Origin of the sequence: Methylobacterium sp. J-070, assembly GCF_022829385.1 — a bacterium.
GTDB lineage: Bacteria > Pseudomonadota > Alphaproteobacteria > Rhizobiales > Beijerinckiaceae > Methylobacterium.
In genome coordinates this window covers 14,505-41,173 of the sequence record NZ_JAKSXX010000129.1, presented here as the reverse complement: position 1 = coordinate 41,173, position 26,669 = coordinate 14,505, and the positions used below count along the sequence as shown (strand labels likewise).

The 26,669-nt window shown below is 70.8% G+C and carries 21 protein-coding genes and 2 riboswitches; of the genes, 8 read left to right on the top strand and 13 right to left on the bottom strand.

The window, feature by feature from the left end; all coding sequences use genetic code 11:
- Positions 1-313 precede the first annotated feature (313 nt).
- The 5 genes from MKL01_RS12655 to MKL01_RS12635 all read right to left on the bottom strand — a co-directional run bounded on the left by MKL01_RS12655 (position 314) and on the right by MKL01_RS12635 (position 8,053).
- Positions 314-2,356: an AAA family ATPase gene (locus tag MKL01_RS12655; protein ID WP_243905571.1), complete on the bottom strand. Its 2,043-nt coding sequence runs from the start codon at positions 2,354-2,356 to the stop codon at positions 314-316.
- A 517-nt stretch (positions 2,357-2,873) separates the two neighbouring features.
- A complete protein-coding gene (locus MKL01_RS12650) occupies positions 2,874-3,935 on the bottom strand; it encodes a hypothetical protein (protein ID WP_243905570.1) in 1,062 nt (353 codons plus the stop codon).
- Between the two features lie 34 nt (positions 3,936-3,969).
- Positions 3,970-5,019, bottom strand: a complete 1,050-nt coding sequence (locus MKL01_RS12645; RefSeq protein ID WP_243905569.1) for an ATP-binding protein — start codon at positions 5,017-5,019, stop codon at positions 3,970-3,972.
- A gap of 1 nt (position 5,020) precedes the next feature.
- Positions 5,021-7,249 carry a hypothetical protein gene (locus MKL01_RS12640; RefSeq protein WP_243905568.1) on the bottom strand — a complete coding sequence of 743 codons (2,229 nt, stop codon included), beginning with the start codon at positions 7,247-7,249 and terminating at the stop codon, positions 5,021-5,023.
- Positions 7,250-7,261: 12 nt separating this feature from the next.
- Positions 7,262-8,053, bottom strand: a complete 792-nt coding sequence (locus tag MKL01_RS12635) for a Tn7 transposase TnsA N-terminal domain-containing protein (RefSeq protein WP_243905567.1) — start codon at positions 8,051-8,053, stop codon at positions 7,262-7,264.
- A gap of 1,155 nt (positions 8,054-9,208) precedes the next feature.
- On the opposite strand from MKL01_RS12635, the gene MKL01_RS12630 reads away from it, so the two are divergent.
- Complete coding sequence (locus MKL01_RS12630) at positions 9,209-10,681, top strand: hypothetical protein (RefSeq protein WP_243905566.1); 1,473 nt, start codon at positions 9,209-9,211, stop codon at positions 10,679-10,681.
- Between the two features lie 362 nt (positions 10,682-11,043).
- On the opposite strand, the gene MKL01_RS12625 is transcribed toward MKL01_RS12630, so the two are convergent.
- From MKL01_RS12625 to MKL01_RS12600, 6 genes are all read right to left on the bottom strand, one after another.
- Positions 11,044-12,774 carry a DEAD/DEAH box helicase gene (locus MKL01_RS12625; protein ID WP_243905565.1) on the bottom strand — a complete coding sequence of 577 codons (1,731 nt, stop codon included), beginning with the start codon at positions 12,772-12,774 and terminating at the stop codon, positions 11,044-11,046.
- 61 nt (positions 12,775-12,835) lie between these two features.
- Positions 12,836-13,597, bottom strand: a complete 762-nt coding sequence (cobF, locus tag MKL01_RS12620; RefSeq protein ID WP_243905564.1) for a precorrin-6A synthase (deacetylating) — start codon at positions 13,595-13,597, stop codon at positions 12,836-12,838.
- Between the two features lie 48 nt (positions 13,598-13,645).
- Positions 13,646-14,584, bottom strand: a complete 939-nt coding sequence (locus MKL01_RS12615) for an ornithine cyclodeaminase family protein (RefSeq protein WP_243905563.1) — start codon at positions 14,582-14,584, stop codon at positions 13,646-13,648.
- A gap of 54 nt (positions 14,585-14,638) precedes the next feature.
- The gene (locus MKL01_RS12610; protein ID WP_243905562.1) at positions 14,639-15,760 is read right to left on the bottom strand and encodes a DSD1 family PLP-dependent enzyme; all 1,122 of its coding nucleotides are present in this window, start codon (positions 15,758-15,760) and stop codon (positions 14,639-14,641) included.
- A 36-nt stretch (positions 15,761-15,796) separates the two neighbouring features.
- Complete coding sequence (locus MKL01_RS12605; RefSeq protein WP_243905585.1) at positions 15,797-16,930, bottom strand: pyridoxal-phosphate dependent enzyme; 1,134 nt, start codon at positions 16,928-16,930, stop codon at positions 15,797-15,799.
- 163 nt (positions 16,931-17,093) lie between these two features.
- Entirely contained in the window at positions 17,094-18,368 is a 1,275-nt protein-coding gene (locus MKL01_RS12600; RefSeq protein WP_243905561.1) for a D-amino acid dehydrogenase, read from the bottom strand.
- A gap of 64 nt (positions 18,369-18,432) precedes the next feature.
- Positions 18,433-18,545: riboswitch (glycine riboswitch) on the bottom strand.
- 3 nt (positions 18,546-18,548) lie between these two features.
- Positions 18,549-18,652, bottom strand: a riboswitch (glycine riboswitch).
- Between the two features lie 156 nt (positions 18,653-18,808).
- Between MKL01_RS12600 and MKL01_RS12595 the strand changes: the two genes are divergently transcribed.
- From MKL01_RS12595 to MKL01_RS12585, 3 genes are all read left to right on the top strand, one after another.
- Positions 18,809-19,144 (top strand): hypothetical protein, encoded by a 336-nt coding sequence (locus tag MKL01_RS12595; protein ID WP_243905560.1) that lies wholly within the window; start codon positions 18,809-18,811, stop codon positions 19,142-19,144.
- Between the two features lie 230 nt (positions 19,145-19,374).
- Positions 19,375-19,614 carry a hypothetical protein gene (locus MKL01_RS12590; RefSeq protein WP_243905559.1) on the top strand — a complete coding sequence of 80 codons (240 nt, stop codon included), beginning with the start codon at positions 19,375-19,377 and terminating at the stop codon, positions 19,612-19,614.
- Positions 19,615-19,699: 85 nt separating this feature from the next.
- Positions 19,700-20,305: a glutathione S-transferase gene (locus MKL01_RS12585; RefSeq protein ID WP_243905558.1), complete on the top strand. Its 606-nt coding sequence runs from the start codon at positions 19,700-19,702 to the stop codon at positions 20,303-20,305.
- Positions 20,306-20,390: 85 nt separating this feature from the next.
- On the opposite strand, the gene MKL01_RS12580 is transcribed toward MKL01_RS12585, so the two are convergent.
- Positions 20,391-20,864: a DoxX family membrane protein gene (locus MKL01_RS12580; protein WP_243905557.1), complete on the bottom strand. Its 474-nt coding sequence runs from the start codon at positions 20,862-20,864 to the stop codon at positions 20,391-20,393.
- Between the two features lie 168 nt (positions 20,865-21,032).
- Complete coding sequence (gene argE, locus MKL01_RS12575; RefSeq protein ID WP_243905556.1) at positions 21,033-22,247, bottom strand: acetylornithine deacetylase; 1,215 nt, start codon at positions 22,245-22,247, stop codon at positions 21,033-21,035.
- Positions 22,248-22,445: 198 nt separating this feature from the next.
- Between argE and MKL01_RS12570 the strand changes: the two genes are divergently transcribed.
- From MKL01_RS12570 to MKL01_RS12555, 4 genes are all read left to right on the top strand, one after another.
- Positions 22,446-22,754: a hypothetical protein gene (locus MKL01_RS12570; protein WP_243905555.1), complete on the top strand. Its 309-nt coding sequence runs from the start codon at positions 22,446-22,448 to the stop codon at positions 22,752-22,754.
- A gap of 190 nt (positions 22,755-22,944) precedes the next feature.
- Positions 22,945-24,909 carry a sensor histidine kinase gene (locus MKL01_RS12565; RefSeq protein WP_243905554.1) on the top strand — a complete coding sequence of 655 codons (1,965 nt, stop codon included), beginning with the start codon at positions 22,945-22,947 and terminating at the stop codon, positions 24,907-24,909.
- Between the two features lie 501 nt (positions 24,910-25,410).
- Complete coding sequence (locus tag MKL01_RS12560; RefSeq protein ID WP_243905553.1) at positions 25,411-26,085, top strand: carbonic anhydrase; 675 nt, start codon at positions 25,411-25,413, stop codon at positions 26,083-26,085.
- Between the two features lie 279 nt (positions 26,086-26,364).
- On the top strand, positions 26,365-26,655 hold the full coding sequence (locus MKL01_RS12555) for a hypothetical protein (RefSeq protein WP_243905552.1): 291 nt from the start codon (positions 26,365-26,367) through the stop codon (positions 26,653-26,655).
- The last annotated feature ends 14 nt before the right edge of the window (positions 26,656-26,669 follow it).

Below are 26,669 nucleotides of genomic sequence, written 5' to 3'. Positions count from 1 at the left end.
GAGGCCTACGGACTGGTCGGTTAACTTGGCGAAGAGCCGCGCCGCCTGCCTGTCCGTCAGTTCCCCCTGCTGTCCCCTGAAGATGCATTCCCTTAGTACCCGAGCCGCGTCCGCGCCGGGCTCGGTCGGGCTCCCAGCAAGGATCCTCGCCCGGTAAATTTCGATCATCTCGTCGCACAACGCTTTCCAGGCGGCGCCGCCGGGAACCTTGAAGAGCGCCTTGACCCAGTCCTCGCATCCGAGATCGGCGCCACGGACACCGGTGCCCTCCATTAGGGAGCAGAACGCCGAGACGCATTCCATGGGACCGGCGTCACGCCTCTCCCACGCCTGGAGGGTCCCGCCTGACTTGTCGGCGACCTGTGAGGCAGCCCGGCGAAGCAGTTTTAGGCGCGCCTCGACAAGATCGGCGAGCCTGTCGCGGGCCCGGTCGAAGGCCGCGACGGCAACCCGCGTGGCGGCCTCCTTGGCCGCCTCCCTTGCCTCGACTGCCTCGGCCTCCCGGAGTTGCGAGGCCAGCCTCTCGCTCTCGGTGATCAAGGCCCCGTGGGCCGCCTGTCGGCCCCTGGGCCGCCTCGTATCCGGACCGGAACGCCGCACCAGTCGCCTCGAAGGCTCCGGAGGCGGTCGCATGACCTGACGCCAGAGTGTCGATGGCCCCCATCATCCCGTCGAGCTCGGCCCGCAGCCGCACGCGCGCCTCTGCCAGTGCGTCGCGCAACCCGGCGATCTCCGGAAAGTCGAAAGCACCGGCATAGCGGTCGTCGGGGACGTCCAGGATCAGGGCCGAGAGCGTTTCAATACGTCCTCGGTCCTCCACCAGCTGCGACGAGATCTTGTCGAGGTAGTTGCGGGCGCGGCCGTACCGTGGCTCGTCCGCAAGCAAGGCGAGATCCTCCGGCATCACCCCGCCGTCCTCCATCTGGGACCTGACCGCCGACAGCCGGCGCCGGATATCCTCGACGGAGCTCTTGGCTTGGCCGAGCGCCAGCTCGCACTGCCAGTGGGCCGCGACGTCCTGCAGGGCCGTCGTGAGCGTGCGCTTGGCCTCGTTGATCTCGGCGTCGATGCGACGCCGCTCGTCGATCACCTCCGCCGCCGCGATGCCGGTGATGTTCTCCGCCGCCATCGCCGGATCGATCATCGTGGTGGAGAGCTCCTTCTGGTGGAAGGCCCGCGCGGGGAAGCGTTGCTGAGCCTCCGGCACCGTCAACGTTTCGACACCACCGGCGGTCGTGACGGTGATGGTCTCCGGGTTCGCGCCGTCCCTCCGCCAGACCTCCCCGACACCGCCCCGCATCAAACGCACCGAGACCCAGCCGTTCTCCAGGGTCTCCTCGATCAGCTTGTGCTCGCGGTCGCGTCCGGCGCCCCTCCTGGGATCCTCGCGCCTGAGGTCCTGGACGGACTTGCCGAGGGCGAAGCGCAGGAACTCAATGACGGCGCTTTTGCCCGACCCGCGGCCGCCGACCAGTACCGTCAAACCATCGTTCATAGTGATCCTGAGCGGCGTGTCGCCGGTCAGGCTCGACTGGATCTCGATCTCGGTGACGCGTTCAATCGGGACCTGCGGCGCCTCGTGCGAGACACGCGCCTCGTCGGCCAGGAGCGCTTGACGTAGGGACTCGACGGTGTTCTCGCCGAGCTTCACCCAGCACTCGTGGTGCCCGAGGCGCTCGTAGGTCTCCCGTTTGTTGTCCCCCGTGGGGAGGATCGCGCGCCTGCGGGTGCCCCACTCGCGGATGCGACCCTGGATCTTGTCCAGCGTCGCCTCTTCGAGCTCGTGGTGGTGGCACTCGATGTAAACCGCATCGCTCGGCAGGTCCTTAAAGCGCGCGCTGTGCCCTTTCTGGTTCAGGGACTTGTGTGCCCCCTCGTTGCTGAAATGCGGAAGGATGAGGGCGTCGCTTCGAAGGACTGGGTCGTCGGCGACCAGCGCGATGACTTCGGCAACGGTGTGCCCGCATGAGAGCACCTCACAGCCCCACTCGACATGGTCTGGCGCGTGGCGGACCTCGACGAGCTTGTTGATGAGCCGGTGCCAGGTTTCTCTTGGGGAAGATGGGTCGAGGAGGGCGAGGCACTGCACCGCGTCCTTGCAGGTGATCTCCAGTCCGGGAAACACCACGAGCGGTTGCCTGCTCCTTCCCGCCGCCGCAATCACATACGGCAGGAGCGCCACGTCGTGATGGTCGGTGACGGCGATGCCGTGAAGGCCCTTCGCGATGGCCGCGGCTACGAAAGCATCGGCCCAGGCGTGGCGCCGATCCTCAAAGATCGGCGTGCCGCCCGGCAACGGGGGCGAGCCCTTCCAGCCGCGATCCCGCGGCGTGTGGCATTGGAGATCGACCCTCATCCAACGAGTGCCGGGATGGGCTCCAAGCGTCAAATGCATTCCCCCCTACCCCCGTGCCTTGATAACATCGGCGGGCAGGATTCCGAACAACGGTGAAGCTTGGTCCGTTCCCTTGGCCTAAATGTATTCTCGTCCGTACGGACGATTACCCAGCCCAATCGGAGCTTGGAGTAGCTGACGGCCTGGGGGGGACGTGAGTGAGCGCCTCCGACAAGCCAGGTGGTGCCTCGGCCCTTCTAAGCCCGACACCAGATCCCGCCCCAGAATTTTTGCTTACAACGCAAGCCAGGTATCTGCTGAAAAGAGGCAAATTCTGAAATGGCGACGCAAGATACTCCGTCCCACCGTCTGGAAGACCAGGTGTTCAAAGCCCTTGCCAACCCCGAGATACGGCTGCTCTTAGAATACCTGCAGCAGGGGGACCGGAACTATGTCGACATAAAGAGGGAGATCGCGGCTGGCGCTGATGCACGACTCCTGATGTCCAACCTCGTCGCTCTGGGCTTGGCAACGGAACTCAAGAAGCCAGGAGGATCGGTCTTTCAGCTAAGCCCGACAGGGCTCGACCCCATCCGGCATTGGTTGGCTGGGATGATAAGAGGAACGCCCGATGGTCGAACCTGACCAGCCGTTTCTGGCCCCGTCTTTCCATCGCCTTGCCGGGTGGCAACGCTAGCCCTTTGACCTCATCCCGGAACAGCAGCTTGTCCAGCCGTTCCTTGACGGAAATCTTGATCCTCCCGCCCATAAGGTCCCGCGTCCGGAAGCGCATTTCCATCGCCCCGACCAGACGCCCGAACCTCGGGTCTCGCTCCTCGTGGGCGGCCATCAGGTCGCGAACCATGCAGTCGAGCGAGGCCGGATAGGTGAGCGCGGCCCCGAGGCCACGGAATGTCGCGAACGGCCCGACGGGGACGATGACGCCGTTGACCAGCGGGCGAAGCGCACCCAGCCAGGAGAAGAACTGAACCTGTTCGGCTTGTGTCGCGCGCGCGATCACGGGCGGCATGCGTTCGAGCGCCGAGGGTTCGCGCCTCAGCAGGCCGAGCATCAGCGCGGACATCTCCCGGTCCCGCGTGGAAGCGTAGCGCGGCTCAGCCTGGCGCAGGTCGGCACGGCAACGGTGGCGGCTGCACCGGTACAGGTCCTCGACCCTGATCCACGTAAGCTCCGCGCCACAGGCGGGGCAGAGGTGGGTCAGGGTTTCGCCGGTATCCGGATCGCAGGGCAGGCAGGCGATCTGCCAGTGGGCCCTGATCCATGGTTCGTTGCCGTCCGACCGAAGGCTGCCTGGCGCGACCCGTCGCCAATGGGGGACCAGCATGTCGATGTCCGCCGACGAACCGAACACCTCGAAGCCATCCATGCCCTGGCCGAACGACGCCTTTCGTAGCGATGCGGCGTCCAGGCCGGCCAATTCGGCGAACGTCTCGGCGAGGGCTGCCTTGAGGGGCAGGGAGGTCAGATGCCCTTCCTTGACCCTGAGCCCGGCGATCAGGAGATCATCGAGCGTAAGGCGCTTCAGCTTCGCGTAGCGGATGGCGACGCTCCTGATGTCCTCGCCATGCCTTGGGATCACGGTCCTCACCAACCGAGGCGACGGGGAGGGCGGCCTACTCATCGAGCAGGCTCCTGCCGCGGCTCGACTTCTTCGTGGTCTTCGGCGTGATCGCGTCCGCCTCCTCGACCGAAAGCGGAATCTTGGGCAGGGCCTTCCCGTCGAAGGGGTTCACGCCCAGCATCCTGGGATCGCTCCCGTGCAGGAGCTCGAAGCCGCGCCTGACATGGGCCAGCGTCATGTTCGCCGGGTTGTTGCCCTGCGCCGCATCCTTGAACGCGACGGTGGTGGCGGCATGGGCGAGCTTGGCCAGCCGCCCGACGCGGCCGCGGGTCGCGAAGAACGTCGCCGGCAGCCATCGGTCCGAGAACAGGCCGGGTCCCTTCAGGTAAGGCAGCTTCTCCTCGAACTTCTGGACCAGCCCCCGGAAGACCTCCTGCTCGTCCCCGTCGCGGAAGGGCAGGGGGCGCAGGAACATGCTGGGGCCGGCGCGCTCCTGGACCGCGTCGTTGCCATCGAAGAGCTCCTGGAGCCGAGGGGAGGCCGTCAGGGCGATAGGAAAGCCCGACGCGTTCTGCATCGAGATCAACATGCTGGCGGTCTTGGCGATGTCGCCGGCGCTCCCGGTCCGGAAGAGGTTCTGGACCTCGTCGAGGGCCAGAAGTGTGACGCCGTTGTCGTTGGAGATGTCGACGGCGCGCCGGATCGCGTCACGTTCCCGATCCTGTGGAACGGCGGTGTTGCGCCGGTGGAGCTTCAGGTCCTCGAACAGGCCCAGGATGCGCTGGGCGACGCCGAGCGGCGTGTCACCGGAGGACAGTTCGACGTACACGACGAGGTGTCCGTTCCCCCCGATGAGCTGTTCGAGCTTCTTCTGGACCGGGAGACCTGTGAGCTTCTCGATGTGGCGCTTCAGGGTCTCGCTCTTCCCGCACCGGGAATAGCCCCGGATGTAGCCGAGGGTGGCCTCCCGCCGGCCCGAGGGCACGTCGGTAAGGATGCCCAACGTGTCGTCGGCGAGCACGATGGAGGCGTGCCGGATGAAGATGCGTTCGATGTAGGCCAACCGCTTGGCCAGCGGCAGCTTGTGGAGTTCGACGGCCATCTCAGGCGTCCTCCCCGTCGTCGAGGAAGTCGCTCACGTCGATGTCGTCGACGAGCATCTCGGGCTGCTTGACGGTCGGAGACCGGCGCTTACCAACCTTGGGGACACCAGATGCCTGCGCCTTGGCGACGCTGGCCTCGACTTCCTTGAAGATGTCGAGGCGGACCGCCTCCTGCTCGACGCGCGACAGGGCATGCTCGGCCACCCCGTCGATCATGACGCCCGCGAACCTGGCCGCGGTCGCCGCGGCCTTGGCGCTGCCGGGCTTTGCCCCCGAGCCGTCCAGGTCGACGCCCATGTAGTTGAGCGAACGCTTGAAGAGTTGCGCGAACCCCTCCTCGTAATCCGGACCCGAGGTCGGGTCCTTCTTCTTCTTGAGCAGAAGGGCCTCGATCACCTCGTCCTGCCACATGGTACGCCCATGCGTGGTGGCCTTGGTGCAGGGCACGGCGATCTCGCGCGGCGGCTTGGCGCCGGGCACCGACACGAACATCATGCCGACGTTGCGCAGCGGCACCCTGGCCGTCAGCGGCGTCATCTGCTTCTTGCGCGCCCCATGGTCGCCGGATGTCTTACGGATCGCCTGCAGGGCAGGGGACTGGTAGAACTTGTTCTTCCACCGGATACCCTCGCGCCCGGCCTTCACGTCGACCTCGACCGAGGCGAGCACGTCGACGCGCGATTGCTCGTCGGGATTCAGCAGCCTGGGCGTCACCACCTTCAGCCCTCGCAGCCAGCGCTCCTCGGGCGTGTCCCAGTCGAGCCCAGCCTGCTTCCGGCGTGCGTAAACCGTGATGAGGTACTCATGGTACAGCGCCATGATGTCGTCGAGATGGATGCTTGCCTCAAGCATCGGATCGGCGGCTCCCCGCTTGCGCGGGCTTGAGCCGGTGCGCCCCTTCATCCAACCAAGGAAGTCTTGGGACAGCGTACCGAAGTGACGCTCGACGTACGGCTTGTCGTCCGCGATGCTCGGACGCGCGAACTCGAAGCCGATGCCGACCCTCCCAAGCGCCAAGGCCATCTGGCGGCCGATGAACTCCGGTGCACGGTCGAAACGGACCTTGATGGGCTTACCGTGCCCAAGCAGGGCTCCCTCGATGTGGGGGAATCGGTTCGCGACGTAGGTCTTTTCCTGCACGCCGTGCGACAGGCACATCAGGGCCGGCAGGAGGCCGGTGCCTTCGAAGGATGGGTAGAACCCCATCGGGTAGCCCGAGTGGACGTCGTAGGCGACCGTGATGCCGAACCGCCCCAAGGCGGTCGTGGACAGCAGGCGGCCGAGCGGGGTCTCGCCTAGGACGGGAACAAGATCGACGACGTGGTGGTCCAGCTCCCACAGCATGTTGATCTTCTTCGGGCGGGTAAGCTTGCCGACGGAGCCGAACTCCAGGTCGGCCTCGTGTTGGCCGTCGATCTGGGCCTTGCGGATCCAGGCGTCGAAGCGGTTGAACTCGTCGTTCACCAGGGTCGGGCACGCGTAGGGAAGGTTGATGTCCTCGTCGCGATTGATCTCCTTGATCTTGTCGTTGACCCGGATGCGGATCTTCTTGGGGCCAAGGTGGGGGAACTCGCCGGTCGTCTCCCGGATCGTGGTCGCGATGATCTCCAGGATCCGGTGCGGGACCTGGCGTTCGTACTCGCGCAGGGCGTTTCCGTGGATGTTGGCCACGGGCGACCGCTTCGAGCGCTCCGACCTCTCGACCCAGCGCAGGACGCTACGCCATGAGCGCATCCGCGGCGGTTCGAGCTTCATGTCCGGGAGAACGGCATCGACGGTGGCAATCACGGCCTGCGCGTTCACGGCGTTGCGGGCGAACGTCTTGCCGCTCTTCGCCGCCTCGTCGATCCTCCTCCAGAATTCGTTGACGTAGTAATCCTTGAGGTCGGACTTCCTGCGCACGGGGACGGGCAGGGCCTGGTAAGCGATGTCGAGCATGTCGGCATCGGCGCCGGACATGACGACCTCGATCCCCTTTCGCCCTGGCCGCTTCGCCTCACCGTTCCGGGTCTTGCGGATGTACTCCGTAGGCATGATGCGACGCATCGCGAGGCCCCGAACCTCGGGCTTGAAGAACATCGGGCTAGCCCCCTCCTCCTTGTGGAGGAACGAGTACGGGTCGCCGTCGAAGAACACGATGTCGCCGACCTCCAGGTCGTCGGGCATGACGTGGTCGAGGGTGAAGAAGCTCGGTGGCGACGAGGCATCCTGTTCGAGGATATCGGTCATCGCGGCCTCCCCTCAGCGCACCAGGACCACGGCGGCGCCGTGATCGAGGGGAGTGTGCAGATCGACGGCGAGCGCACCCTCGCTCACGCGGGCCAGGACTGTCCCGCGCGGGTCGGACGCCTCCCGGACCACCTCTGCGGCGGCACCCAGGGTCGATGTCCCACCCGAGGCGACGAGGTGGTCGCGCAGCCGCACCCGGTCCGCCTCGGTGATGTGCCGACCGCCTTGCGAGATCAGTTCGTCCACGATGTCGGGGTCGCCCATGGCCGCCATCCCGGTGTCGAGGAGCAGCACCCAGAGCAGGCCGCACCGGCGGTAGGCGGCACGGACGTCGCGGAGACGGGCCCGCATGTCCCAGGCGCGCTCCCAGCGGCGGCGGCCCCTCTCGTCCGACGGGCCGGCCGGCGGTGCAGGGCGCAGGTCACACTCCCGCTTCACCTCGACCCGCGCCTCCGCGCCGGAGATGATGGCCAGGAAATCGGGCGTGTACCGGAAAGGCTTGGCACCATCGGTCGAGACACGGATCGTCTCGGGCTGGGCGTAGAAAGCCTGAACGGACGAGTGCACGTCCATAAGCCGTGCGCAGCGCTCCTCCGGACCGGACTCGTAGACGACATGCCCGGCCATCTTCCACGAGAAGTGGCCACCGACCTTGCGACCGCCGCCACGGGTGATGATCCGTCGGACCGCCTCCCACTCCGGCAGTCGGAATACCTCGACGCCAGGACCGAGTGGCGCGAAACGCTCCTCGGGTGGCTTGGACTTCGTGACGGATCTTCCGGGCCGTCCCTTGAACTTAGGCATGGCTGCTCACTCCCGCGGGCGCCTGGCGCCTCGGTGGCTCGGTCTCGCGACCGGGATTGCTCAATGCCGGGGAGGGCAGGGGCCTAGGAGGCGCGCGTCATCGCTCACGCGCCGCTTGCGTCGCGACTCGTCGGATGCGATCGTCGCCGGGCATCGAAATCGGGATGGCTGTCGACGGGTCTTTGCAAGGGAACGCCGTTGACGGTTGACTTCTTTGCACCGGCCCGCGCCTCCCCGGCGCGGGTCTTCTTTTTTGTACGAGGCGCTGGTCGCCGGTCCTCCAAAACCTGTCGCCGGTCACGCCGGCACTGACACGAGCATGCCGAGCACGAGGCTCGACGCAACAGGAATCAGTGGTTCGCCTCGGCGGGGCCAGGGACTCGTTTCCGGTACCGCGCCAAGCACTTGACAGGTTTTTGTCTCGAAGGCCGTTCGCCGCCAAACCGAGTCGCGGACACCTTTCGGCATCGTGCGGCTATATGCCCTGGGCCCCTGTTCGCGGCTTGATTCGCCCTCCGCTGGGAGGGACTCGTCTAAGCCTGGACGCCGATGGGTTGGGGGGGAAACGGGCGACGCAAGCGCTCGACCGACCGGCCAGGCCGGTCAGGATATCGGTTTCAGGCGCGGGGCGTGAAGCTCGGTCATAGCCGTTGAGATGATGCCCGTAGCCGCGTCGGTCAATCCGCTTGGTCGGCGAAGCCGACCGGATCCCCAGAAATGGTTAACGGAAGATGAGGGCAGGGGTGCCTCATCACCTCCCGAGCGGTCGGACCGTGGCACCAGCTTCGGTGCAACCATCTCCTAGATCGACATCATGGGCACTGTGACCGGAACGGTGCCGAATTACGACACAGCCCATGCCAGATTAAACGGCTCGTACAGTGCCAGATTACATGTCCGATCCAGTGCCAGATTACGCGCGTCGGACAACGCCAAACTACCCCTTCGCGACCGTGCCAGAATATCCCCTCACCCGATGCCAGTATAGGATTTGGCACCAGTGCTATTCTATCAAAGCCCTATCACTTCTGCGAAAATTGACGCCTGACCTTCTACGAAAAATCCGAACTCGACCTTTCAGATAAGATCGCGGATGACCGGGCAGGTGGGCAGTCTGGGCTCCGTTGCCACGCCGGCATCGGAAGGAGGTCCACCATGGGTATGGGCAAACAGGGAACCAGCGCCGCCGTGACCAACCTGATGGCCAAGGCCTTGGAAGCTACGTCTCGTCCTGGAGAGGTCCTGGCGAAGGTCGCAGCGATGGTCACGCCCAAAAGCGGGGTCGACCTCGGAGGCATCAAGCGTAAGCTCACACCGGCCCAGGCCACGAAGGCAGCAAGGTGCGTCACGGCGATCATGATGCGCCTCGATGTGCGGCCTTCGGATGCCTGCCGGGCGGCCGGCGTCGCGACCTCGCCTAACAACTTCCACGGCTTCCATCTTTCGGAACCGGAGCTGAGGCTCGGTGCGGACGCGGTGTTCAGGGATGACCGCTTCAACCAGTCGCTGAACCACTACCACCGGCTGGTGGTCGAGACGGCACGGCTCGCCACGGAGGAGGGCGCCTCGGTGGATCGCCCGGCCCTTCTGGACGAGTTGGCGGAGGCGGTGGACGATTTCCTCCTGCCCTTCGTCCCGGTCGTCGAACGTACCGCCTACGAGGAGATATCCGAGCACCTCAACCTGATCGGCGCTTACTTCTCCAAGCCACGCATGGGGCCGGGCGGCACCATCGTCGACCTGCCGCGGCTATGGGGTGCCTGCGACCGGGCCTCGCTTGCCTACGACTCCGACCTGGATGCGATGGCCTTCGCCGGGGAGGGCCCTGGAGAGAACTGGACCGGAAACCTGCCCCGCCTCCTCCTACTCCCGCGTGTCGTCGGCCAGGTCTCGGTCACCTGCACTGTCCCTGAGGAGGAGGGCGAGGCATCGGGATCACCCTCCTCGCTCTTCGACGTTCGGACACGGCCCATCGGGACCATGGAGGCCGACCTTCTCTACGGCATCAGCCTAGCGCTGATCGGAGCCCCCGGCGGACGCGTGGCCGCGCGGTTCCTCCTTGAGCCATGGACCGCCCTCGTCCGGGGACCGCGCTCAAGGGTGCCGATCCCGTTGAATGACGTGCTCATCTGGCTGGACCCGGCCGAGATCATGGTTCGGGGCTTCCCGTTCATCGACTTGCCCGCCTCCGACCACGTCGGGCCGTTCAGGATCGGAGCGGAAGGCGTCGCGCAGGCGAGGTGCCCGGAATTTGCCCGATGGATCGCATCAACCGCCGACGACGGGGACCCTGACAGGATCGGGAGTACCCGGACGCTGCCCGTGACCCCGGAGACCTGCGAGCTATTCCTCGGCCCGGTGACGCGAACCCAGATCTGGGACTTCGAGCGCCCCTTCAAGGCCGAGATGGTTCTCAAGGACTGGGTCCAGCTCCACGGCGGGGTGCCGAACTGCGAGACGGTCGAGCGCATCGCCGAACGCCTCTATCGGGACGACGAGCATTCCCTCGACAAGATGCTGCTGGCCATGGCCGAGGTCATCGCAGTGGCGATGGAGCGGCATGTCGAGGCCGCAGCGGACGGCGTCTCAAGGAAGCGGTTTACGTTCCTGCGCCGGATGCGGTCCTGATCCATCGGGATGCGACCCTGGCCCCCGCGGTGCCCAGGGTCGCCTCGGAAGGCGAGGGCGACCCAGCCAGTGTCAGGATACCCATGGCGTCATGCCAAAATACCCTGGGAACGACACCGCCGACAGCCACCCCGGACACATATCCGGAATTCGCATAAGATATATTATGGAACATCGAGCGGGGATCCCGCCGGGTGAGGGGGGTCGGCAGGCCGAATGGCGGCTGGGATCGCCGTCCGTGATGGCGAGCCCGGCGGCCCCGCGCGATGCCGGCCGCGCCGGGCCGCCTTTGACGGCCGGCCGATCGGGCGAGGGCGGTCCGAGGCCCCTCCCCGCTGGGCACCGCGGGCCGTCCGGCAGGCTCACGCGTCGCGGCCCAAGCGGCGCAGGTCGCCGAGGATCCGGCCGTCCGCCGCCCGACAGGCGATCTGCTCCGACAGCCGGCCCGGCCGGATCCGGATCGCCGCCGGCGGGGTCAGGCTCTCGGCACCCTCCAGGAAGCCCGCGGTCTCCATCGGCGCGTCCCGGCCGCCGCCCAGCCCGCGCCACCACGACACGGCCTTCTCCCGCTCGTAACCGCTCCGCTCGGGCCGCAGGCGCACGCGCCACGTCGCCTCCGCGGCGCCGTCCCGCCAGCCGAGCACGAGGTCGAGCCCGTCCGGCGCGGGTTCCAGGCTCAGGGCCGTGACCGGGCGCCAGGATGCCGCCCAGGAGGCCTCCCGGCCCGATTCCCTCGGGGCAGGGCCGGCCGGGTCGGGATCCGGGCTGCCGGGGTCGCCCGAGAGGATCGCCCGCTCGTCGTCGGCCGCGGCCTCGTGGGGGGCCTGCGCGTCCATCTCCGCGTCCCCTTGCGGCTCGGTCCAGCAGGCCTCGCAGGTCGAGGCGTTGAGGGCGATCAGGGCGCCGCAGCCGGGGCAGGCCTTGGCCCGCGCCCCCCCTGCCCCGCCGGGCAGCCGGCCGAGCCCCTGCGTGGCGCTCCGGACCGTCACGGCGTCCACCGGCCCGTGCATCCGCACCAGCCCGGCATAGTCGAGGATCAGCGCGTCGGCCTTGCCCGGGGCGCAGCGGAGCGCCCGGCCGACCTGCTGCACGTAGAGCCCGGTGCTGCGGGTCGGGCGCAGCAGCGCCACCAGCTCCACCTCGGGCACGTTGAAGCCGGTCCCGAGCACGCCGACCGAGGTCAGGCAGCGGATCTGTCCGGCCCGGAACGCCGCCACGATCCGGTCGCGCTCCCGGCGGGGGGTCCCGCCCGTGACGGCCTCGCAGGAATAGCCCTCCGCCCGCACGGCGTCGCGCACGGCCTCGGCATGCGCGAGCCCGGCGCAGAAGGCGAGCCAGGCCCGGCGCCCGCGCCCGTAATCCGCGAGTTCCGCCACGGCGGCGCGGGTGATCGAGTCGCGGTTGACCGCGGCCTCCAGCTCCCCCGGGATGTAGTCGCCCCCGCGCCGGCCGACGCCCGAGACGTCGAGCTGGGTCAGCGTCGCCTTGGAGACGAGGGGCGCCAGGAAGCCCCGCCGGATCAGCTCGAACGTGTCGGCCTCGTAGGCGATGCCGGAAAACAGCCGGTGCGCCCCCTCGTCGAGCCGGCCCGAATCGAGCCGGTAGGGGGTCGCGGTGAAGCCCGCCACCCGCATCCCGGGGGTGCGCGCCCGCAGGCCCGCCAGGAACCGGCCGTAGCGGGTGTCGGCGGCGCGGGGGATCAGGTGGGCCTCGTCGACGATCACGAGGTCGCGCGGTCCCACCGCGTCGAGCCGGTCGGCCACCGACTGGATGCCGCAGACCAGCACCGGCGCGTGGGCCTCCCGCCGCCCGAGGCCGGCGGAAAAGATCCCGGCCGGCGCCTCCGGCCAGGCGCGGGTCAATTCCGAAAAGTTCTGCGCGACCAGCTCGCGGCTGTGCGTGACGATCGCCACCCGGGCGAGGGGGTTGTCCGCGAGGGTCTCCCGGGCCAGCGCCGCGATGGTGAGCGCCTTGCCGGCGCCGGTGGGCAGCACGACCAGATGGCCGGACGCCGCCGCATCGGCCCCGCCCTGCGCCCAGGCGGCCGCGAGGGCGTCGAGGCTCGAACGCTGATAGTCCCGCAGGCGCAGCATGGCGGCGGTCTATCCGGCGCGGGGCGCCCTGTCCGTGGCGTCGGGGTCACGGCCGGGACGCTTACGCCAGGCCCCGCCGCAACAGATAGATGTCCATGATCCAGCCGTGCCGGGCCCGCGCCTCGGCCCGGACCCGGCGGATCTCGTCGCCCACGCTGCCCAGCCGGCCCGAGACCAGGATCTCGTCGGGGCCGCCGAGATAGGCGCCCCAGAAGATCGTCAGGTCGGGGTCGAGATGCGCGAAGGCCGGGTCGCCGTCGAGCATCACCACGACGCTGTCGGAATCCGGCGGCCAGCCCGCGGCGAGGCGCCGGCCGGTGGTGATCAGCACCGATCCGCCGATGCCGTTCAGCGGCACGCCGTGGCGGGCGGCCAGGACCTGCATGCTGGACAGGCCAGGGACCACGCTGTGCCGGAACGCAACGCGCCCCCGGGCCAGGATGCGGTCGAGGATGCGCAGGATGCTGTCGTACAGGGCCGGGTCCCCCCAGGCCAGGATCGCCCCCACCTCCCCGGCCCCGAGATGCGCCGCGAGGGCCGCCTCCAGCCGCTCGGCCCGGGCCGCGTGCCAGGCCTCGACGGTGCTGCCGTACGCGGCCGGGCGGCGCTCCCGGGGCGGGTCCGCCACGGCGACGACCCGGTGCGGCTTGGCGATGTGGGCCGCGCAGATCCGCCGGCGGATCGCCACGAGGTCGGCGGTCTCGGCGCGCTTGTCGAGCACGAACACCGCGTCGACGTCGGAGAGCGCCCGCACCGCCTGGAGGGTCAGGTGCTCGGGATCCCCCGTGCCGATGCCGATGACCCGGATCTGCCTGTCCTGCATGCCGCGCTGTCCTCCGCCGGGGCGGGGGAGGGCCGGCGTCGGCGTCCCCTACCCGCGCGCATCCGCTTTGGCGAGGATCGCCCGGGCGATGGTCAGGTCCTGCAGGGCGATGCCGGAGGAATCGAACACGGTGATCTGGTCCGGATCGGTCCGGCCCGCCTCCCTGGCCCGGAGCACGTCGCCGATCGCCCGCAGGCCCGCCAGGGCCGCCTCGGAGGCGTGCTGGAACTCGCCGATGGTGCGCGACTGCGTGGGCAGATCGCAGAACAGCCGCGCCCGCTCCAGCAGGGCGGGGGGCAGCTCCTGCTTGCCCTTGGCATCCGCCCCCATGGCGGCGACATGCGTCCCGGGGCGCACCCAATCGGCCTCGAACAGCGGCGCCCGGGCGGGGGTCGCCGTGACGATCACGTCGGCGGCCGCGCAGGCCTCCCGGGCGGCGGCGGCCCGCACGTCGATCCCGGAGGCCCCCTGCCCCGCAAAGCGCTCGGCGAAGCCCGCGACCTTGGCGGCATCCCGGGCCACGACCAGCACCGTCTTGATCGGCAGCACCCGGGCGAGCGCCGCGCATTCGAACTCCGCCTGGTTGCCGGCCCCGAACACGGCGAGCACGGTCGAATCGGGGCGGGCCAGCACGCTCGCCGCCACCGCGTCGGCGGCGGCGGTGCGGTAGGCGTTGACGCGGCCCGCCTCGATCACCGTGTCGATCCGGCCGACATCCTGGTCGAACAGCAGGATCACCGAATTGTGCCGCGGCAGGCCCCGGTCGGGATTGCCCGGCCAGAACGAGCCGACCTTCAGGCCGGCATAGTCGGCCGTCGATCCCGACTTGATCGAGAACCGGTTGGCCGGCTCCGAGCCGTGCCCGAGCACCGCCGGGAACAGGGTGGTGCGCAGGTCGACGGCCGCGACCAGCGCCTCGCGGGCCGCCGCGAACGCCAGGGCGTGGTCGACCAGGGCGGCGGATTCCTCTTCCGAGATGAAGCGCATGACGTGAGACCTCCGGACTCAGGGTTTCGAAAGGGCGGGCCCTTCGGAAACCCGCTACAGCGTCATGCCGCGGGCGGTGACCGGCCAGACCGCCTCGACCCGGCCGTTCCGCACGCCGACGTACCAGTCGTAGACGTTGACCGTCGGGTCGCAATGGCCGGGGATCAGCTTCAGGCGGTCGTTGAGCTTGAGCACGTTGCCCGGATCGCTGATCACCCCGTGCTCGTCCGAGCACTTGATGTATTCCACGTCGTCCCGGCCGAACACCACCGGCAGGCCGCTGTCGATGCTCTGGGCCTTCAGGCCGGCGTCGCAGATCGCGACATCCGCCTTCGCCTTGCTCATGATCGCCGTGTAGATGAACAGGCTGTTCTCGAACTCCGCGATCGGCCGGCCGGCCTCGTCCTTCACCCGCTGATAGTCGGCGTCCATGAAGATGTACGAGCCGCATTGCAGCTCGTTGTAGACGCCGCTGCCGCCCTCCAGGGCGAAGCTGCCGGTGCCGGCGCCCGCCACGATGGCGCAGGTCAGGCCTTCGGCCTTCAGGAGGTCGACGGTGCGGCGGGTGTCGTCGATCGCCGCCTGGATCAGGGCCTGGCGCTCCCCGTAGTCGCGCACGTGCTGGGCCTTGCCCTGGTAGGCCTGAAGCCCCGCGAAGGTCAGCCCCGGCGCCGCCGCGATCTTCCTGGCGATCGCCACGGCGGGCTCCCCCGGGGCGACGCCGCAGCGGCCGGCGCCGACATCGATCTCCACGAGGCATTCGAGGGTGACGCCGTACCTCACGGCCGCCGCCGACAGGTCGTCGACATTGCCGAGGTCGTCGACGCAGACCAGCACCCGGGCCCGCGTGGCCAGCGCGGCCAGGCGATCGATCTTCTGGGGCGCGACCACTTGGTTGGAGACCAGCACGTCGCGGATGCCGGCGCTCACCAGCGCCTCGGCCTCGCTGACCTTCTGGCAGCAGACGCCGCAGGCACCGCCCCGCTCGATCTGCACCACCGCGATGTCGGACGACTTGTGGGTCTTGGCGTGCGCCCGGTGGCGCAGGCCGTGCGCCTTCATGAAGCTGCCGAGCGTCTCCACGTTGCGCTCGAACGCGTCGAGATCGACCATCAGGCATGGGGTGTCGACCTCCTCGACCGACATGCCGACGCGGGCGGGAATGTTGTTGCGCATGGGGCGTCTCCTCGGGGTTGGGTCAGCGGGTCCGGGTCACGGGGCGAGGCCCAGAAGCTCGGCGATGCGCGGCGTCGCCTTGATGCCGGTGCCGGTGAGCACCACCACGGTGGTCTCGTCGGGCCGGATCGCGCCGCGGGCGGTGAGGTCGGTGAGCGCGGCCGCCGCCATCGCGCAGGTCGGCTCGACGTAGAGGCCCGACCGGGCGAGTTCCATCAGGGCCGCCTCGATCGCCGCCTCGGAGACCGCCACGGTGCCGCCGCCGGACCGGCGCAGCGCCGCCAGCACCGCCCGGCCCCGGACGGGCTGGGCGATCGACGCGCCCTCGGCCAGGGTCGGGTGCGGGGTGACCGGCACGAAATCCTCCGCGCCGGCCTGGAAACCCGCATGCAGGGGGGCGCAATGGGCCGGCTGGACCGCGTAGAGGCGGGGCAGGCGCGCGATCTCCCCCCGGCGCAGCAGCTCCGAGAAGCCGATGTCGCAGCCGAGCACGTTGCTGCCGGCGCCGCAGGGGATGATGACGGCGTCGGGCGCCCGGAAGCCCAGGTCCTCCCACAACTCGTAGGCGAGCGTCTTGGTGCCCTGGAGGAAATGCGCCTGCCAGTTGTGGCTGGCGTAGAAGATCGAATCCGCCTGCCGGACGGCGGCGTCGGCGGTGTCCTGGCGGGTGCCGGGGACCAGCTCGACCTCGGCGCCGGCGGCCCGCATCTGCACGGTCTTGGCCGGCGAGGTCGAGGCCGGGACCAGGATCCTGGCGCGCATCCCGGCCGCTGCCGCGTAGGTCGCCACCGCGGCACCGCCATTGCCGGAGGAATCCTCCAGCACCGCGTCGATCCCCTGCTGGCGCAGGATCGACAGCATCACGGACGCGCCGCGATCCTTGAAGCTGCCGGAGGGGGCGAACCATTCGAGCTTGAAACGGGCGTCGCCGCCCCGCCAGGGCCGGCGCACCAGCGGGGTGCAGCCCTCCCCGAGCGAGACCGGATCGGCCACCGCCACCGGCAGCGCCGCCGCGTAGCGCCAGAGGGAGCGCCGACCCGTGTCGATCTCAGTCCGGCCGATCCCCGGCAGGTCGGTGATCATCAGCGGACCGCCCGTCTCGGAGCGCCAGCGCGGCGTCTCGATCGGGTAGGTCGCCCCGGTGGCGGGGTCGAGATAGGCGGGGGGCATGCGCATCGCGGCTCGGTTTCCGGGGCGGCTCGGAAAGAGAATACAAAATAATCTCAGGCGGCGCGCCTCCCTTCTGGGAGATGGGACGGCGCGCCGCGATGTTCGTCAGGGCCCTGCCCTGACCACCCGCCAAAGGGCTGCAAGCCCTTCGGAAGCCCGGGATTCAGGCCGCGAGCGGCAGGACCGTCCGCTCCGGCGCGTGCTCGGCGGCGATCGCCCCGGCGACGAGCTCGGCGGTGGCGCCCGACAGGGTCCAGCCGAGATGGCCGTGGCCGGTGTTGTAGAAGATCCCCGGCCGGCGGCCCCGGCCGACCTTGGGCAGCATGTTCGGCAGCATCGGGCGCAGGCCGCTCCAGGCCACGACCCGGTCGGTGTCGACCAGCGGGAACTGCTCCCGGGTCCAGTCGACCAGCGGCTGGATCCGGTCGTGGCGGATGTCGCGGTTGAAGCCGTTGAACTCGGCGGTGCCGGCGACCCGCAGGCGTTCGTCGCCGAGCCGGCTGGTGACGATCTTGGCCGCCTCGTCGAGGATGCTCACCTCCGGGGCCGCCCGCTGCGCCTCCGGGGTCAGCAGGTTCACGGTGATCGAGTAGCCCTTCACCGGGTAGACGTTGACCCGGTCCCCGAGCATCGCGGCGAAGCGCCGGCTGGCGCAGCCTGCGCAGATCACGACGGCGTCGGCGCGCAGGACCTGCTGTGCCCCGGCGGAATGGCCGGCCTGGCGGTCGGCCGGCCGCCAGCCGATGGCGTAGATCCCCTCCCCCGGCGCGACCGTCTCGACCACGGCGTCCTGGACGAAGCGGACGCCCTTGCGGAGGCAGGCGGCCGCGAGGCCCCGGGTGAACTTGTGGATGTCGCCGGTGGCGTCCGAGGGCGTGTAGAAGCCGCCCTGGTAGGATCCGGCCAGCGTCGGCTCGATGGCGCGGATCTCCTCCGGGGTGACGGCGTAGCGCTCGAGCCCGCCCTCCCGCAGCAGGGCGTTGACCGCGTGCGCCTTCTCGAAGCCCGCCCGGTCCCGGTAGAAGTGCAGGATGCCGCGGGTCTTCAGGTCGAAGTCGATCCCCTCGGCCTCCGCCATGGCGAACAGGGCGGTGCGCGCCTTGAGCGCCAGCCGCACGGTCTCGACGGTGTTCCGGCGGTAATGGGCGATCTCGCGCATGAACTCCGCCATCCAGGACAGCTTGTGCCAGGACGGGGCCGGATTCATCAGCAGCGGCGCGTCGCGGCGCAGCATCCACTGGACGCCGTGGAGCACCGTGGAGAGCTTGTTCCAGACCTCGGCGTTGCAGGCCGAGAGCTGGCCGCCGTTGGCGAAGGAGGTCTCCATGGCGGCGTAGCGCTGCCGGTCGAGGACGGTGACGCGGTAGCCGCGCTGGGCGAGCGCATAGGCGGTGGTCACGCCGGTGATGCCGGCGCCGATGACGGCGATGTGGGTCATGATGCAGACTCCGAGACGTTTGGACGCGATGGGACCGGCTGTGCGGCCGGCCGGTGCGCGCCCCATCTGTCTCGGTGCCTGAGAGCTTGATCCGCGGCCCGCCCTGGCAAGGCGTTTGGCGGACGTCCCCTTCGGCGGATGCCCACGGGCTCGAACCCGCTGCACCACTCTCCAGATCGCCCTGACGACACGGTTCCGGTGCCTGAGAGTTTCCGGGGCGGTTGCTCCGTCGGCGCCGGGTCCCCCTCTGGTGGGAAGATCCCGGTCTCTCCCGCATCGTCGCGATGGGCTGTCCCCTGGGTACGCTGATTCGGCCGCGCCGGTGAAGCCCGGATTTCCGCCATCCTGCCCGTTGCAGGGACAGCGCGGTCCCGCTGTCACCCGGCGGGAGCGATCCCGGTCTCCGACCGTTGACGGGAGGTGCCGTGGAGACGCCGCCGATGCTGACCAGGACCGCGATCTACGAGGGCCGGGTGCGCGACGGCCAGGAGGCGGCGTTCTTCCGCCGGGTGCAGGACGAGCTGGAGCCGTTCTGGCGGCGGTTCCCGGGCGTCACCGCGGTGCGGGTGCAGCGCTGCGTCGCCGGCGACGCGGACGCGCGGCCGATCGCCATGATCCTGGAGATGGATTTCCCCGATCAGGCGGCGCTGGACGCCTGCCTCGCCTCCCCGATCCGTCCGGAATCGCACGCCGCCACCGTGGCGGTCATGGAGATGTTCGAGGGCCGCTTCTACCATCTCGTCAGCGAAGGCCGGACCCTGCCGCCGGCCGGTTAGGGCCGGACCCGCGAGGTCCGCGGGCCTCGCTGCGAGCCGGTGCCGGCAGTTCCGACCCGAGCGGCGATCCACCCGTCGCCGGGTATTTACCGGTCATAACACTATAAATGCCCGTTTTTCTCTTCAGAGATCAAATCTCTGCGAATCGAGTGTGATCGGGAGATCAAATTAAGACTCCGGGTACAGTCTCTGCGGCGACGAGGCTCTCTCGGTTGCAGGCAGGCTGCGCGATGGCGAAGTGGATACCCGGCGCGGCCGTCTTCGGCCTGATGTGCCTGATGATCATCCCGGCCCCCGGCATCTGGGGCGTGCTGATCGGTGCGGTCTGCGTGCTGGCGATCGTCGGCAGCCTGTGCATGCTGCTCCTGGACCGGATCGCCACCACCATCCTCGCCTGGCGCGCCCGGCAGGCGGGCGGGCGCCGGGCCCGGGCGGTGCATGCCGGGTCCGGGATGACGCGGAAGACCTGACCGTCCGGCGGCGCGCCGCCCCGGGGCTGGATTCGGCGCGGCATCGGTGCAAGGTCCCGGCGCCACGACCAACCGGGACGGTCCGATGAAGCTCTTCTACTCCCCCGCATCCCCCTACGCCCGCAAGGTGCTGGTCCTCGCCCACGAGACCGGGCTGATCGACCGGATCGCCGTCACCGCCGCCGGCGCTTCCCCGACCGGACCCTCCCCGGAGGTCGCCGCCCACAACCCGCTGGGCAAGATCCCCGCGCTGGTGCTGGAGGACGGGACCGCGCTCTACGACAGCCGGGTGATCTGCGAGTATCTCGACGGCCTCTCGGCCGGCCCGCGCCTGTTCCCGGAGGGCGCCGCCCGCTGGGACGCGCTGACCCGGCAGGCGCTCGCCGACGGCCTGCTCGATGCGGCGCTGCTCACCCGCTACGAGCGCGTGCTGCGCCCGGAGGACAGGCGCTGGGACGCCTGGGAGGCCGGCCAGGTCGGCAAGATCGGATCGGCGCTGGACCGGTTCGAAACCCTGGTCGCCGACATGCCGGCGCTCGATATCGGCACCGTCGCGATGGCCTGCGCGCTCGGCTACCTCGACCTGCGCTTCCCCGACCTCGCCTGGCGCGAGGGGCGCCCCGCCACCGCCGCCTGGTACGCGGTGTTCGAGGGGCGGCCCGCCATGGTCGCCACCACGCCGAAGGCGTGAGGCGGCGGGGCTCGGCCCAGCCCCGCACCGGCGACGGGTCCCGGACCGCCTCGGGTCGGGACCGTCCCGGGCCGGGACCGGCGCCCTAAGGCCGGCCCCGGTCCTGGACCGTGTAGGGGTGGGACGAGCCGAGCGGGTCGGCGAAGACGTCCTGGACCGTCCCGGCGCCCGTCCCGAAGGTGATCAGCAGGAAGCCCCCGGCCAGCGCGAAGTTCTTCAGGAAATCCCAGAACAGCGCGCGGCCCTGGCCGCCGGCCCAGAAGTCCCCCGGCGCCCAGAACTGCTTCCACAGGAGCGCCGTCACCCCGCAATAGCCGGCCAGCACGAAGGCGGCGGCCCGGTCGGCGGTGCCGGTCAGGACGCAGAGCGACATCCCGATCTCGACGCCGAGCCCGATCAGGATCAGCGCCACGGCGGGAAGGGTGGCGTGCACGGCCTCCCGGGCCTGCCCGACCGCCCCCCTGAAGTTCAGGAGCTTGTCGAGGGCGCTGAACGGCAGGAACAGCAGCACGAGGAGCAGGCGGACGCCGAACGCGATCGCGACGCTGAGGTTGGCCATGCGCTGAACGGACTCCCGACCCGGCCCCGGCGGCCCGGGAGTCACTTAGGGCAGGACGCCGCCCGCGGACATACGGGTCTGCAGAGGGCCGGGGTCATCCGCCCGGTCGCAGGGCTCCGCGCCCCGCACCCGCGACAGGTCTCGCCCTTGCGAGACCGGGACCTGTCCTCAGCTCCGACAATCGCCGATCAGCCGCCGCACGAACCCCGCGCAGGCCTGGAGCTCGTCCCGGGTCACGTACTCGTCGGCCCTGTGGGCGCGGGCGATGGAGCCGGGGCCGATCACCACGGCCGGCACGCCGCCGAGCCGCTCGAACAGGCCCCCCTCCGTGCCGTACGAGACCTTGGCGTGGCCGTTGCGGCCGGCGAGCCGCTTGGCCAGGGTGACGACCGGCGCGTCCGGGTCGGTGTCGAGGCCCGGATAGTCGATCATCGGCTCGACCGCGACGCCGCAGGCGGGATCCCCCGCTCGCATCAGCGGGGCCAGCGTCCCGGTGGCGTAGGCGATCGCCGCGGCGGCCAGCGCCCCGGCATCGTCGGCGCCGATCGCCCGGTACTCGAATTCCACGCTGCAGGCATCCGGCACGATGTTGAGCGCCGTGCCGCCCCGGACCACGCTCGACAGGCCGGTGGTATGGGGTACGTCGTAGAGCGGGTCGCGGGCGCCGTCCCGGGCGAGCGCCTCCGCGGACAGCCGGACGTGCTCGATGAAGCGGGCGGCGTATTCCACCGCGTTGACGCCCTGGGGCGCCAGCGCCGAGTGGCTCGCCTTGCCGCGGAAGGTGAGGCGGGCGGCCGACTTGCCCTTGTGGCCGACCACCACCGCCATCCCGGTGGGCTCGCCCACGAAGCAGCCCAGCGGGCGCGGGCCGCGCTCCAGCATCCGGGCGATCAGCGGCCGCACCCCGAGGCAGCCGATCTCCTCGTCGTACGAGATCGCGAGGTGGATCGGGGTGGCGAGTTCCGCCGCGACCATCTCCGGCAGGAGCGCGAGGCAGACCGCCAGAAACCCCTTCATGTCGGAGGTGCCGCGCCCGTAGAGCCGGCCCTCCGCCTCCCGCAGGCTGAACGGGTCCGACGACCAGGGCTGGCCCTCGGCGGGCACCACGTCGCTGTGGCCGGAGAGCACGTAGCCGGGGCGGCTCTCGAACGGGCCGATGCTGACCAGCAGGGCCGCCTTCCGGCCGGTCGGATCCGGCACGCGCTCCACCGCGGCGCCGTGGCCCCGGCAGTAGGCCTCCGCCCAGTCGATCAGCGGCAGGTTCGAGCGGGCGCTCACCGTGTCGAAGGCGACGAGCGTCTCCAGCAGCGCCACCGGATCGGGGGCGGCGGCGGACGGCGGGGCGGCGCGCGGGACCGGCGCCGATCGTTCGGATTCTGACATGGGCCGCTCGCGCTCGCGTCGCCTCCGGGGGTGGGCGTCCGGCCTTCTACGGGGTTTTCGGCGGTCTGAGGATCCCGGGAACGCCGCGCTGGCCTCGGCCTCCCTCGGCGGGCGCGGTGTCCCCGGAACCGGTCGTGCGTCCCCGGCGTAGCTCCCGTCGACCGACCTCGTGCAGGCCCTCCCCATCGAGCCCGAACCATGCGTGCCGGCCCCAAGCCGCTCCCCGCGGCCCTGATCCTCCCCGTCGTGCTGATGGCGATCGCCCCGGCGGCGGCCCGGCCGGAATCACGGCCCCATCCCGGGCGGCATCACCCGCCGGCCGGATCCGACATGGACCTGACGCTGTCCCGCATGGCCGCGCGCGCGCAGCGGGACTGGCGGATCTGGCAGGCGCCGCGGCCCCTCGCCCTGGCGCTGCCCCCGGCCACGCGGGAGCGGGTGGCGGCGCCGCCCTTCACCGGCTGGGGCTACGGCGGCACGGTCCCGGGGGCCTGGCCGGGCTTCTGACGCCGCCGGTGTCGGGGCGATCGGGTGCATATTTGCAACTCTCGATAGTAATAGCGCGTCGCCGGAGGCCGATACTGTCTTGCTGAGGCCCCTGGCGCGTGCTGAGTAGGAGCCCTGGGAAGCAGCCCCTAGAAGGCTCGGCGGGCGCGATCTCCTTCGGCGGAGGCGGCCCGGATCCGCGGGAGATCGGATGCAGGCGGTCGCGCCCTCGGAAACGCCTTCGGGATCCGCTGCGGGATCCGCTTCGGCCGCCGCGCAGGCCGATCCCGCGGGCCGGGCCGGGCCGCGCGGCCGGCGGTCGGCGCCGCCGCTGCGCGCCGTGCTGGCGCTGGGTTTCGGCACCCTCGGCATCCTGGCCACCCTGGCGCTCGCCGCCCTGGTGAGCCGCGAGGCGTCCCGCCGGCTCGAGGCGGAGGTCGGCGGCCAGCTCGCCGAGATCGCCGGGCAGATGGCGCGGAGCCTCGACGTCGGCATGTTCGAGCGCTGGCGCGACATCCAGATCGCCGCGGCCTCGGACAGCCTGCGCGATCCCGGGGCCGGCGCGGCCGCCAAGCGCGCCCTGATGGAGCGGATGCAGGCGACCTACCCGGCCTACTCGATCATCGGGCTGATCGACCCGGACGGGCGCGTGGTGGTGACCAGCACCGGCGCGCTGGAGGGCGCGGACGTCTCCGGCCGGGACTATTTCCGCGCGGCGCGCGCCGCGCCCTTCGTGGGGGACGTGCATCCGGCCAGACTCCTGCAGGCGGCGTTGGCCCCCGGCCGGGGAATCCTCGGCGGAGCGATCCCCGGCGGCGCGGATCCGGGCGAGGCGGACCCGCGCGAGCCCCTGCGCCTCCTCGACGTGTCCGCCCCGGTCCGGGACGCGGACGGGCGCCTCGTCGGGGTCCTCGCCGCCCATCTCGACTGGACCTGGGCGCGCGACATGGCGCGCACCCTCGAGGGCTCGCTCCGGGGCCACCGCGCCGGGGCGGAGATCCTGATCCTGTCCCGGGACGGCGCCGTCCTGCTCGGGCCAGCGGTCCTGCAGGGCGCCCCCCTGCCCGGGGACGCGCCGGCAGGCGGGCGCCCCCTCGATCCGCAGGGCATCAGCCGGGTCGGCCCCTGGCCGGACGGCACCACCGTGTATCTCAGCGCGCGGGCGCGCACGGCCGGCTACCGCGACTATCCCGGCCTCGGCTGGCAGGTGGTGGTGCGCCAGTCGGCCGACCGGGCCCTGGCCTCGGCGGCCGCCCTGCGCTGGAACATCCTGGCGGCGGGCAGCGGGGTGGCGCTCGTGGCGGCCTTGCTCGCGTGGCTGCTCGCCGGCCTGATCGCCCGCCCGCTGCGGGAGCTGGCCGGGGCCGCGGGGGCGCTGGGCCGCGACCAGCCGGTCCCGCCGCTCCCCCGCTCCCTCGTGCGCGAGGGGACGATGATCGCCGACGCCCTGGCGGCGGCGGCCGACGAGCTCGCCCGGCGCAGCCAGGCCCACCGGCTCCTGATCGACGAACTCAATCATCGCGTGAAGAACACCCTCGCCACCGTGCAGTCGATGGCCGGGCAGAGCCTGAAGAATCTCGGTGGCGGAGCCGCGGCCGGGCGCGACGCCCTCGAGGCACGGCTGCTCGCCCTGTCGCGCGCCCACGACATCCTCACCCGCGAGAGCTGGGCGAGCGCGGACCTGCGCGGCATCGCCGATCAGGCCCTGCGTCCCTTCCGGAGCGAGGCAGTGGCGGGCGAGCCGCTTGGCGTCGAGGCAGCTGGAGACGCGGCATTCGGAGGCGACGCGCCGCGCATCACCCTGGAGGGGCCCGACCTGCGGCTGCCGCCCGAGGGGGCGCTCGCGCTGACGATGATCCTGCACGAGCTGTGCACCAATGCGGTCAAGCACGGCGCCCTCTCGGTTCCGGCCGGCCGGGCGGTCCTGACCTGGGCGCGGGAGACCGGCCCGGACGCCCAGACCCTGCGGATCACGTGGCGCGAGCGCGGCGGCCCTCCCGTGGTGCCTCCGTCGCGGACCGGGTTCGGCACCCGGCTGCTGCTGCGGGGCCTGGCCGGGCGCAACACCGCCAGCCTCGCCTACGAGGCGGCGGGCCTCGTCTACGTGGCGGTGAGCCCCCTGCCCGCCCCGCCCGCGGAAGCCGAGGCGGCCCCGCAGCGGCGCGCCCGCGCCTGAGAGGCCCGGCGCGATCGAGAGCCGCCCTCCGGAACCGTCCGATCCTCCGCGAGTCCCGTCGCCGGCCGCGGGAGGGCCGCGGATTCCGTCGACGGCGCCAAACCGTCGTGACGTGCGCCCCCGCACCGGGTCGATCCAGGCAGAAGGATTAAGTTTTTCAAGACCTTACTGTGCTCGCGCGCACAGCGATCCTGCGCGTCGGCCGTCATGTTCGGGGCATCGGCCCGGGACGCGGCGTCCCCGGCGAGGTCACGACCCCGCGAGGATGCGCGATGACGAAGACACGGCCCCTCCAGGCCCCGGCCTCCTGCCCGCCCTCTTGCCCGGCGCCCGCGCTCCGCCGCCGGCGGTCCAGGCGGGCGCGGGCTGCGGCCCCATGAGCTCCGACGTCGGCGACCCCCATCCCGACCCCCATCCCGACCCGCACCGCGGCGGCGTCGATCCCCACCGGGCGTGCGCGGCCCGCCGAAATCCCCTCCCGTCCAGCCTCAGGACCGTTTCATGAACAGCATCATCCAGGGCATCGCCAGCTTCCAGGGCAGCGTCTTCCCCGGCCAGCGGCAGATGTACCAGCACCTGGCGCGCGACGGTCAGCACCCCAGTGCGCTGATCATCGCCTGCGCGGATTCCCGCGTGTCCCCCGAGCACATCACCCAGGCGGGCCCGGGCGACCTGTTCGTCTGCCGCAACGCCGGCAACATCGTGCCCCCGGCCTCCGACAGCGTCGGCGGCGTCTCGTCGGCGATCGAGTACGCCGTGGTGGCGCTCGGCGTGCGCGACATCGTGGTCTGCGGCCATTCCGATTGCGGCGCCATGCACGGCCTGATGAACCGGGACCTGCTCAAGCGGATGCCCGCCGTGGCGGCCTGGCTGCGCCACGCCGAGGCCGCCGAGCGGATCGTCTGCGAGGCCTACCCCGAGGGGATGGACGCGAAGGCGCGCCACCACGCCCTGGCCCTGGAGAACGTGGTGGTCCAGCTCGCCAACCTGCGCACACATCCGAGCGTCGCCGCCGCCCTCGCCAAGGGCGCCCTGCGCCTGCACGGCTGGTTCTTCGAGATCGAGACCGGCGCCCTCCTGGCCTATGACGGCGCGACCGGGCGGTTCCGGCCGATCGCCGGGGCCGACCTGCCCGTGGCGCAGGATTCCGCCGGCGGCCGCCGGCAGGCGGCCTGAGCCCGAACCCCGTCCCGGCGCCGGACCAGCGCCCGCCCCGGCGGGCCGCCCGGGTGCCGGCCCGACGCGCAGGATCCGAATCCCGGCAAGGGCCGAGATCCGACGCGTTCCAGTAGAGCTCGGATCTCGCGAGATGCGGGTCTGTTTTCAGGCGATCTTGGCAACCGGTTAATCCTGAATCTTCGCGCGCTCTTAACGGGGACCCGTCATGCTCGCGCGGTCGGCCGGCCCGTCCCACGGGACCGGCCGGCGGGATCGTTCTCGGCAGGAGCTTCGTCGATGCTCAGGTTCCTCGCGGCCCCGGCCGCCTGCCTGATCCTGTGCGGCACCGCCGCCGCGCAGGACATGCCCGGACTCGCGACGCTGAGCCCGCCCGACCTCGCGCAGCCCGCGACGGCGGGCGAAGCGGCGACCGGAAGCGCGCCGCGCGGTGCGCACGATGTCCGCGCGGATCTCGGCAGCCTCGCCCTGCGCGGCGCCGAACCGAAATCCCCGCCCGGGGCGCCCAGGCCCTGGTGCGCGCAGGACCGCCGGGTCGGCACCGGCACGGGCTTCTGCCTGATCAACTGAGCCGTCCGCCGGGG

Excerpts from the sequence above, each read along its gene's own strand:
- MKL01_RS12655 (WP_243905571.1), bottom strand. The coding sequence starts at position 2,356 with ATGAGGGTCGATCTCCAATGCCACACGCCGCGGGATCGCGGCTGGAAG.
- MKL01_RS12645 (WP_243905569.1), bottom strand. The coding sequence starts at position 5,019 with ATGGCCGTCGAACTCCACAAGCTGCCGCTGGCCAAGCGGTTGGCCTAC.
- MKL01_RS12640 (WP_243905568.1), bottom strand. The coding sequence starts at position 7,249 with ATGACCGATATCCTCGAACAGGATGCCTCGTCGCCACCGAGCTTCTTC.
- MKL01_RS12635 (WP_243905567.1), bottom strand. The coding sequence starts at position 8,053 with ATGCCTAAGTTCAAGGGACGGCCCGGAAGATCCGTCACGAAGTCCAAG.
- MKL01_RS12630 (WP_243905566.1), top strand. The coding sequence starts at position 9,209 with ATGGGTATGGGCAAACAGGGAACCAGCGCCGCCGTGACCAACCTGATG.
- MKL01_RS12625 (WP_243905565.1), bottom strand. The coding sequence starts at position 12,774 with ATGCTGCGCCTGCGGGACTATCAGCGTTCGAGCCTCGACGCCCTCGCG.
- cobF (WP_243905564.1), bottom strand. The coding sequence starts at position 13,597 with ATGCAGGACAGGCAGATCCGGGTCATCGGCATCGGCACGGGGGATCCC.
- MKL01_RS12615 (WP_243905563.1), bottom strand. The coding sequence starts at position 14,584 with ATGCGCTTCATCTCGGAAGAGGAATCCGCCGCCCTGGTCGACCACGCC.
- MKL01_RS12610 (WP_243905562.1), bottom strand. The coding sequence starts at position 15,760 with ATGCGCAACAACATTCCCGCCCGCGTCGGCATGTCGGTCGAGGAGGTC.
- MKL01_RS12605 (WP_243905585.1), bottom strand. The coding sequence starts at position 16,930 with ATGCCCCCCGCCTATCTCGACCCCGCCACCGGGGCGACCTACCCGATC.
- MKL01_RS12600 (WP_243905561.1), bottom strand. The coding sequence starts at position 18,368 with ATGACCCACATCGCCGTCATCGGCGCCGGCATCACCGGCGTGACCACC.
- MKL01_RS12595 (WP_243905560.1), top strand. The coding sequence starts at position 18,809 with ATGCTGACCAGGACCGCGATCTACGAGGGCCGGGTGCGCGACGGCCAG.
- MKL01_RS12590 (WP_243905559.1), top strand. The coding sequence starts at position 19,375 with ATGGCGAAGTGGATACCCGGCGCGGCCGTCTTCGGCCTGATGTGCCTG.
- MKL01_RS12585 (WP_243905558.1), top strand. The coding sequence starts at position 19,700 with ATGAAGCTCTTCTACTCCCCCGCATCCCCCTACGCCCGCAAGGTGCTG.
- MKL01_RS12580 (WP_243905557.1), bottom strand. The coding sequence starts at position 20,864 with ATGGCCAACCTCAGCGTCGCGATCGCGTTCGGCGTCCGCCTGCTCCTC.
- argE (WP_243905556.1), bottom strand. The coding sequence starts at position 22,247 with ATGTCAGAATCCGAACGATCGGCGCCGGTCCCGCGCGCCGCCCCGCCG.
- MKL01_RS12570 (WP_243905555.1), top strand. The coding sequence starts at position 22,446 with ATGCGTGCCGGCCCCAAGCCGCTCCCCGCGGCCCTGATCCTCCCCGTC.
- MKL01_RS12565 (WP_243905554.1), top strand. The coding sequence starts at position 22,945 with ATGCAGGCGGTCGCGCCCTCGGAAACGCCTTCGGGATCCGCTGCGGGA.
- MKL01_RS12560 (WP_243905553.1), top strand. The coding sequence starts at position 25,411 with ATGAACAGCATCATCCAGGGCATCGCCAGCTTCCAGGGCAGCGTCTTC.
- MKL01_RS12555 (WP_243905552.1), top strand. The coding sequence starts at position 26,365 with ATGCTCAGGTTCCTCGCGGCCCCGGCCGCCTGCCTGATCCTGTGCGGC.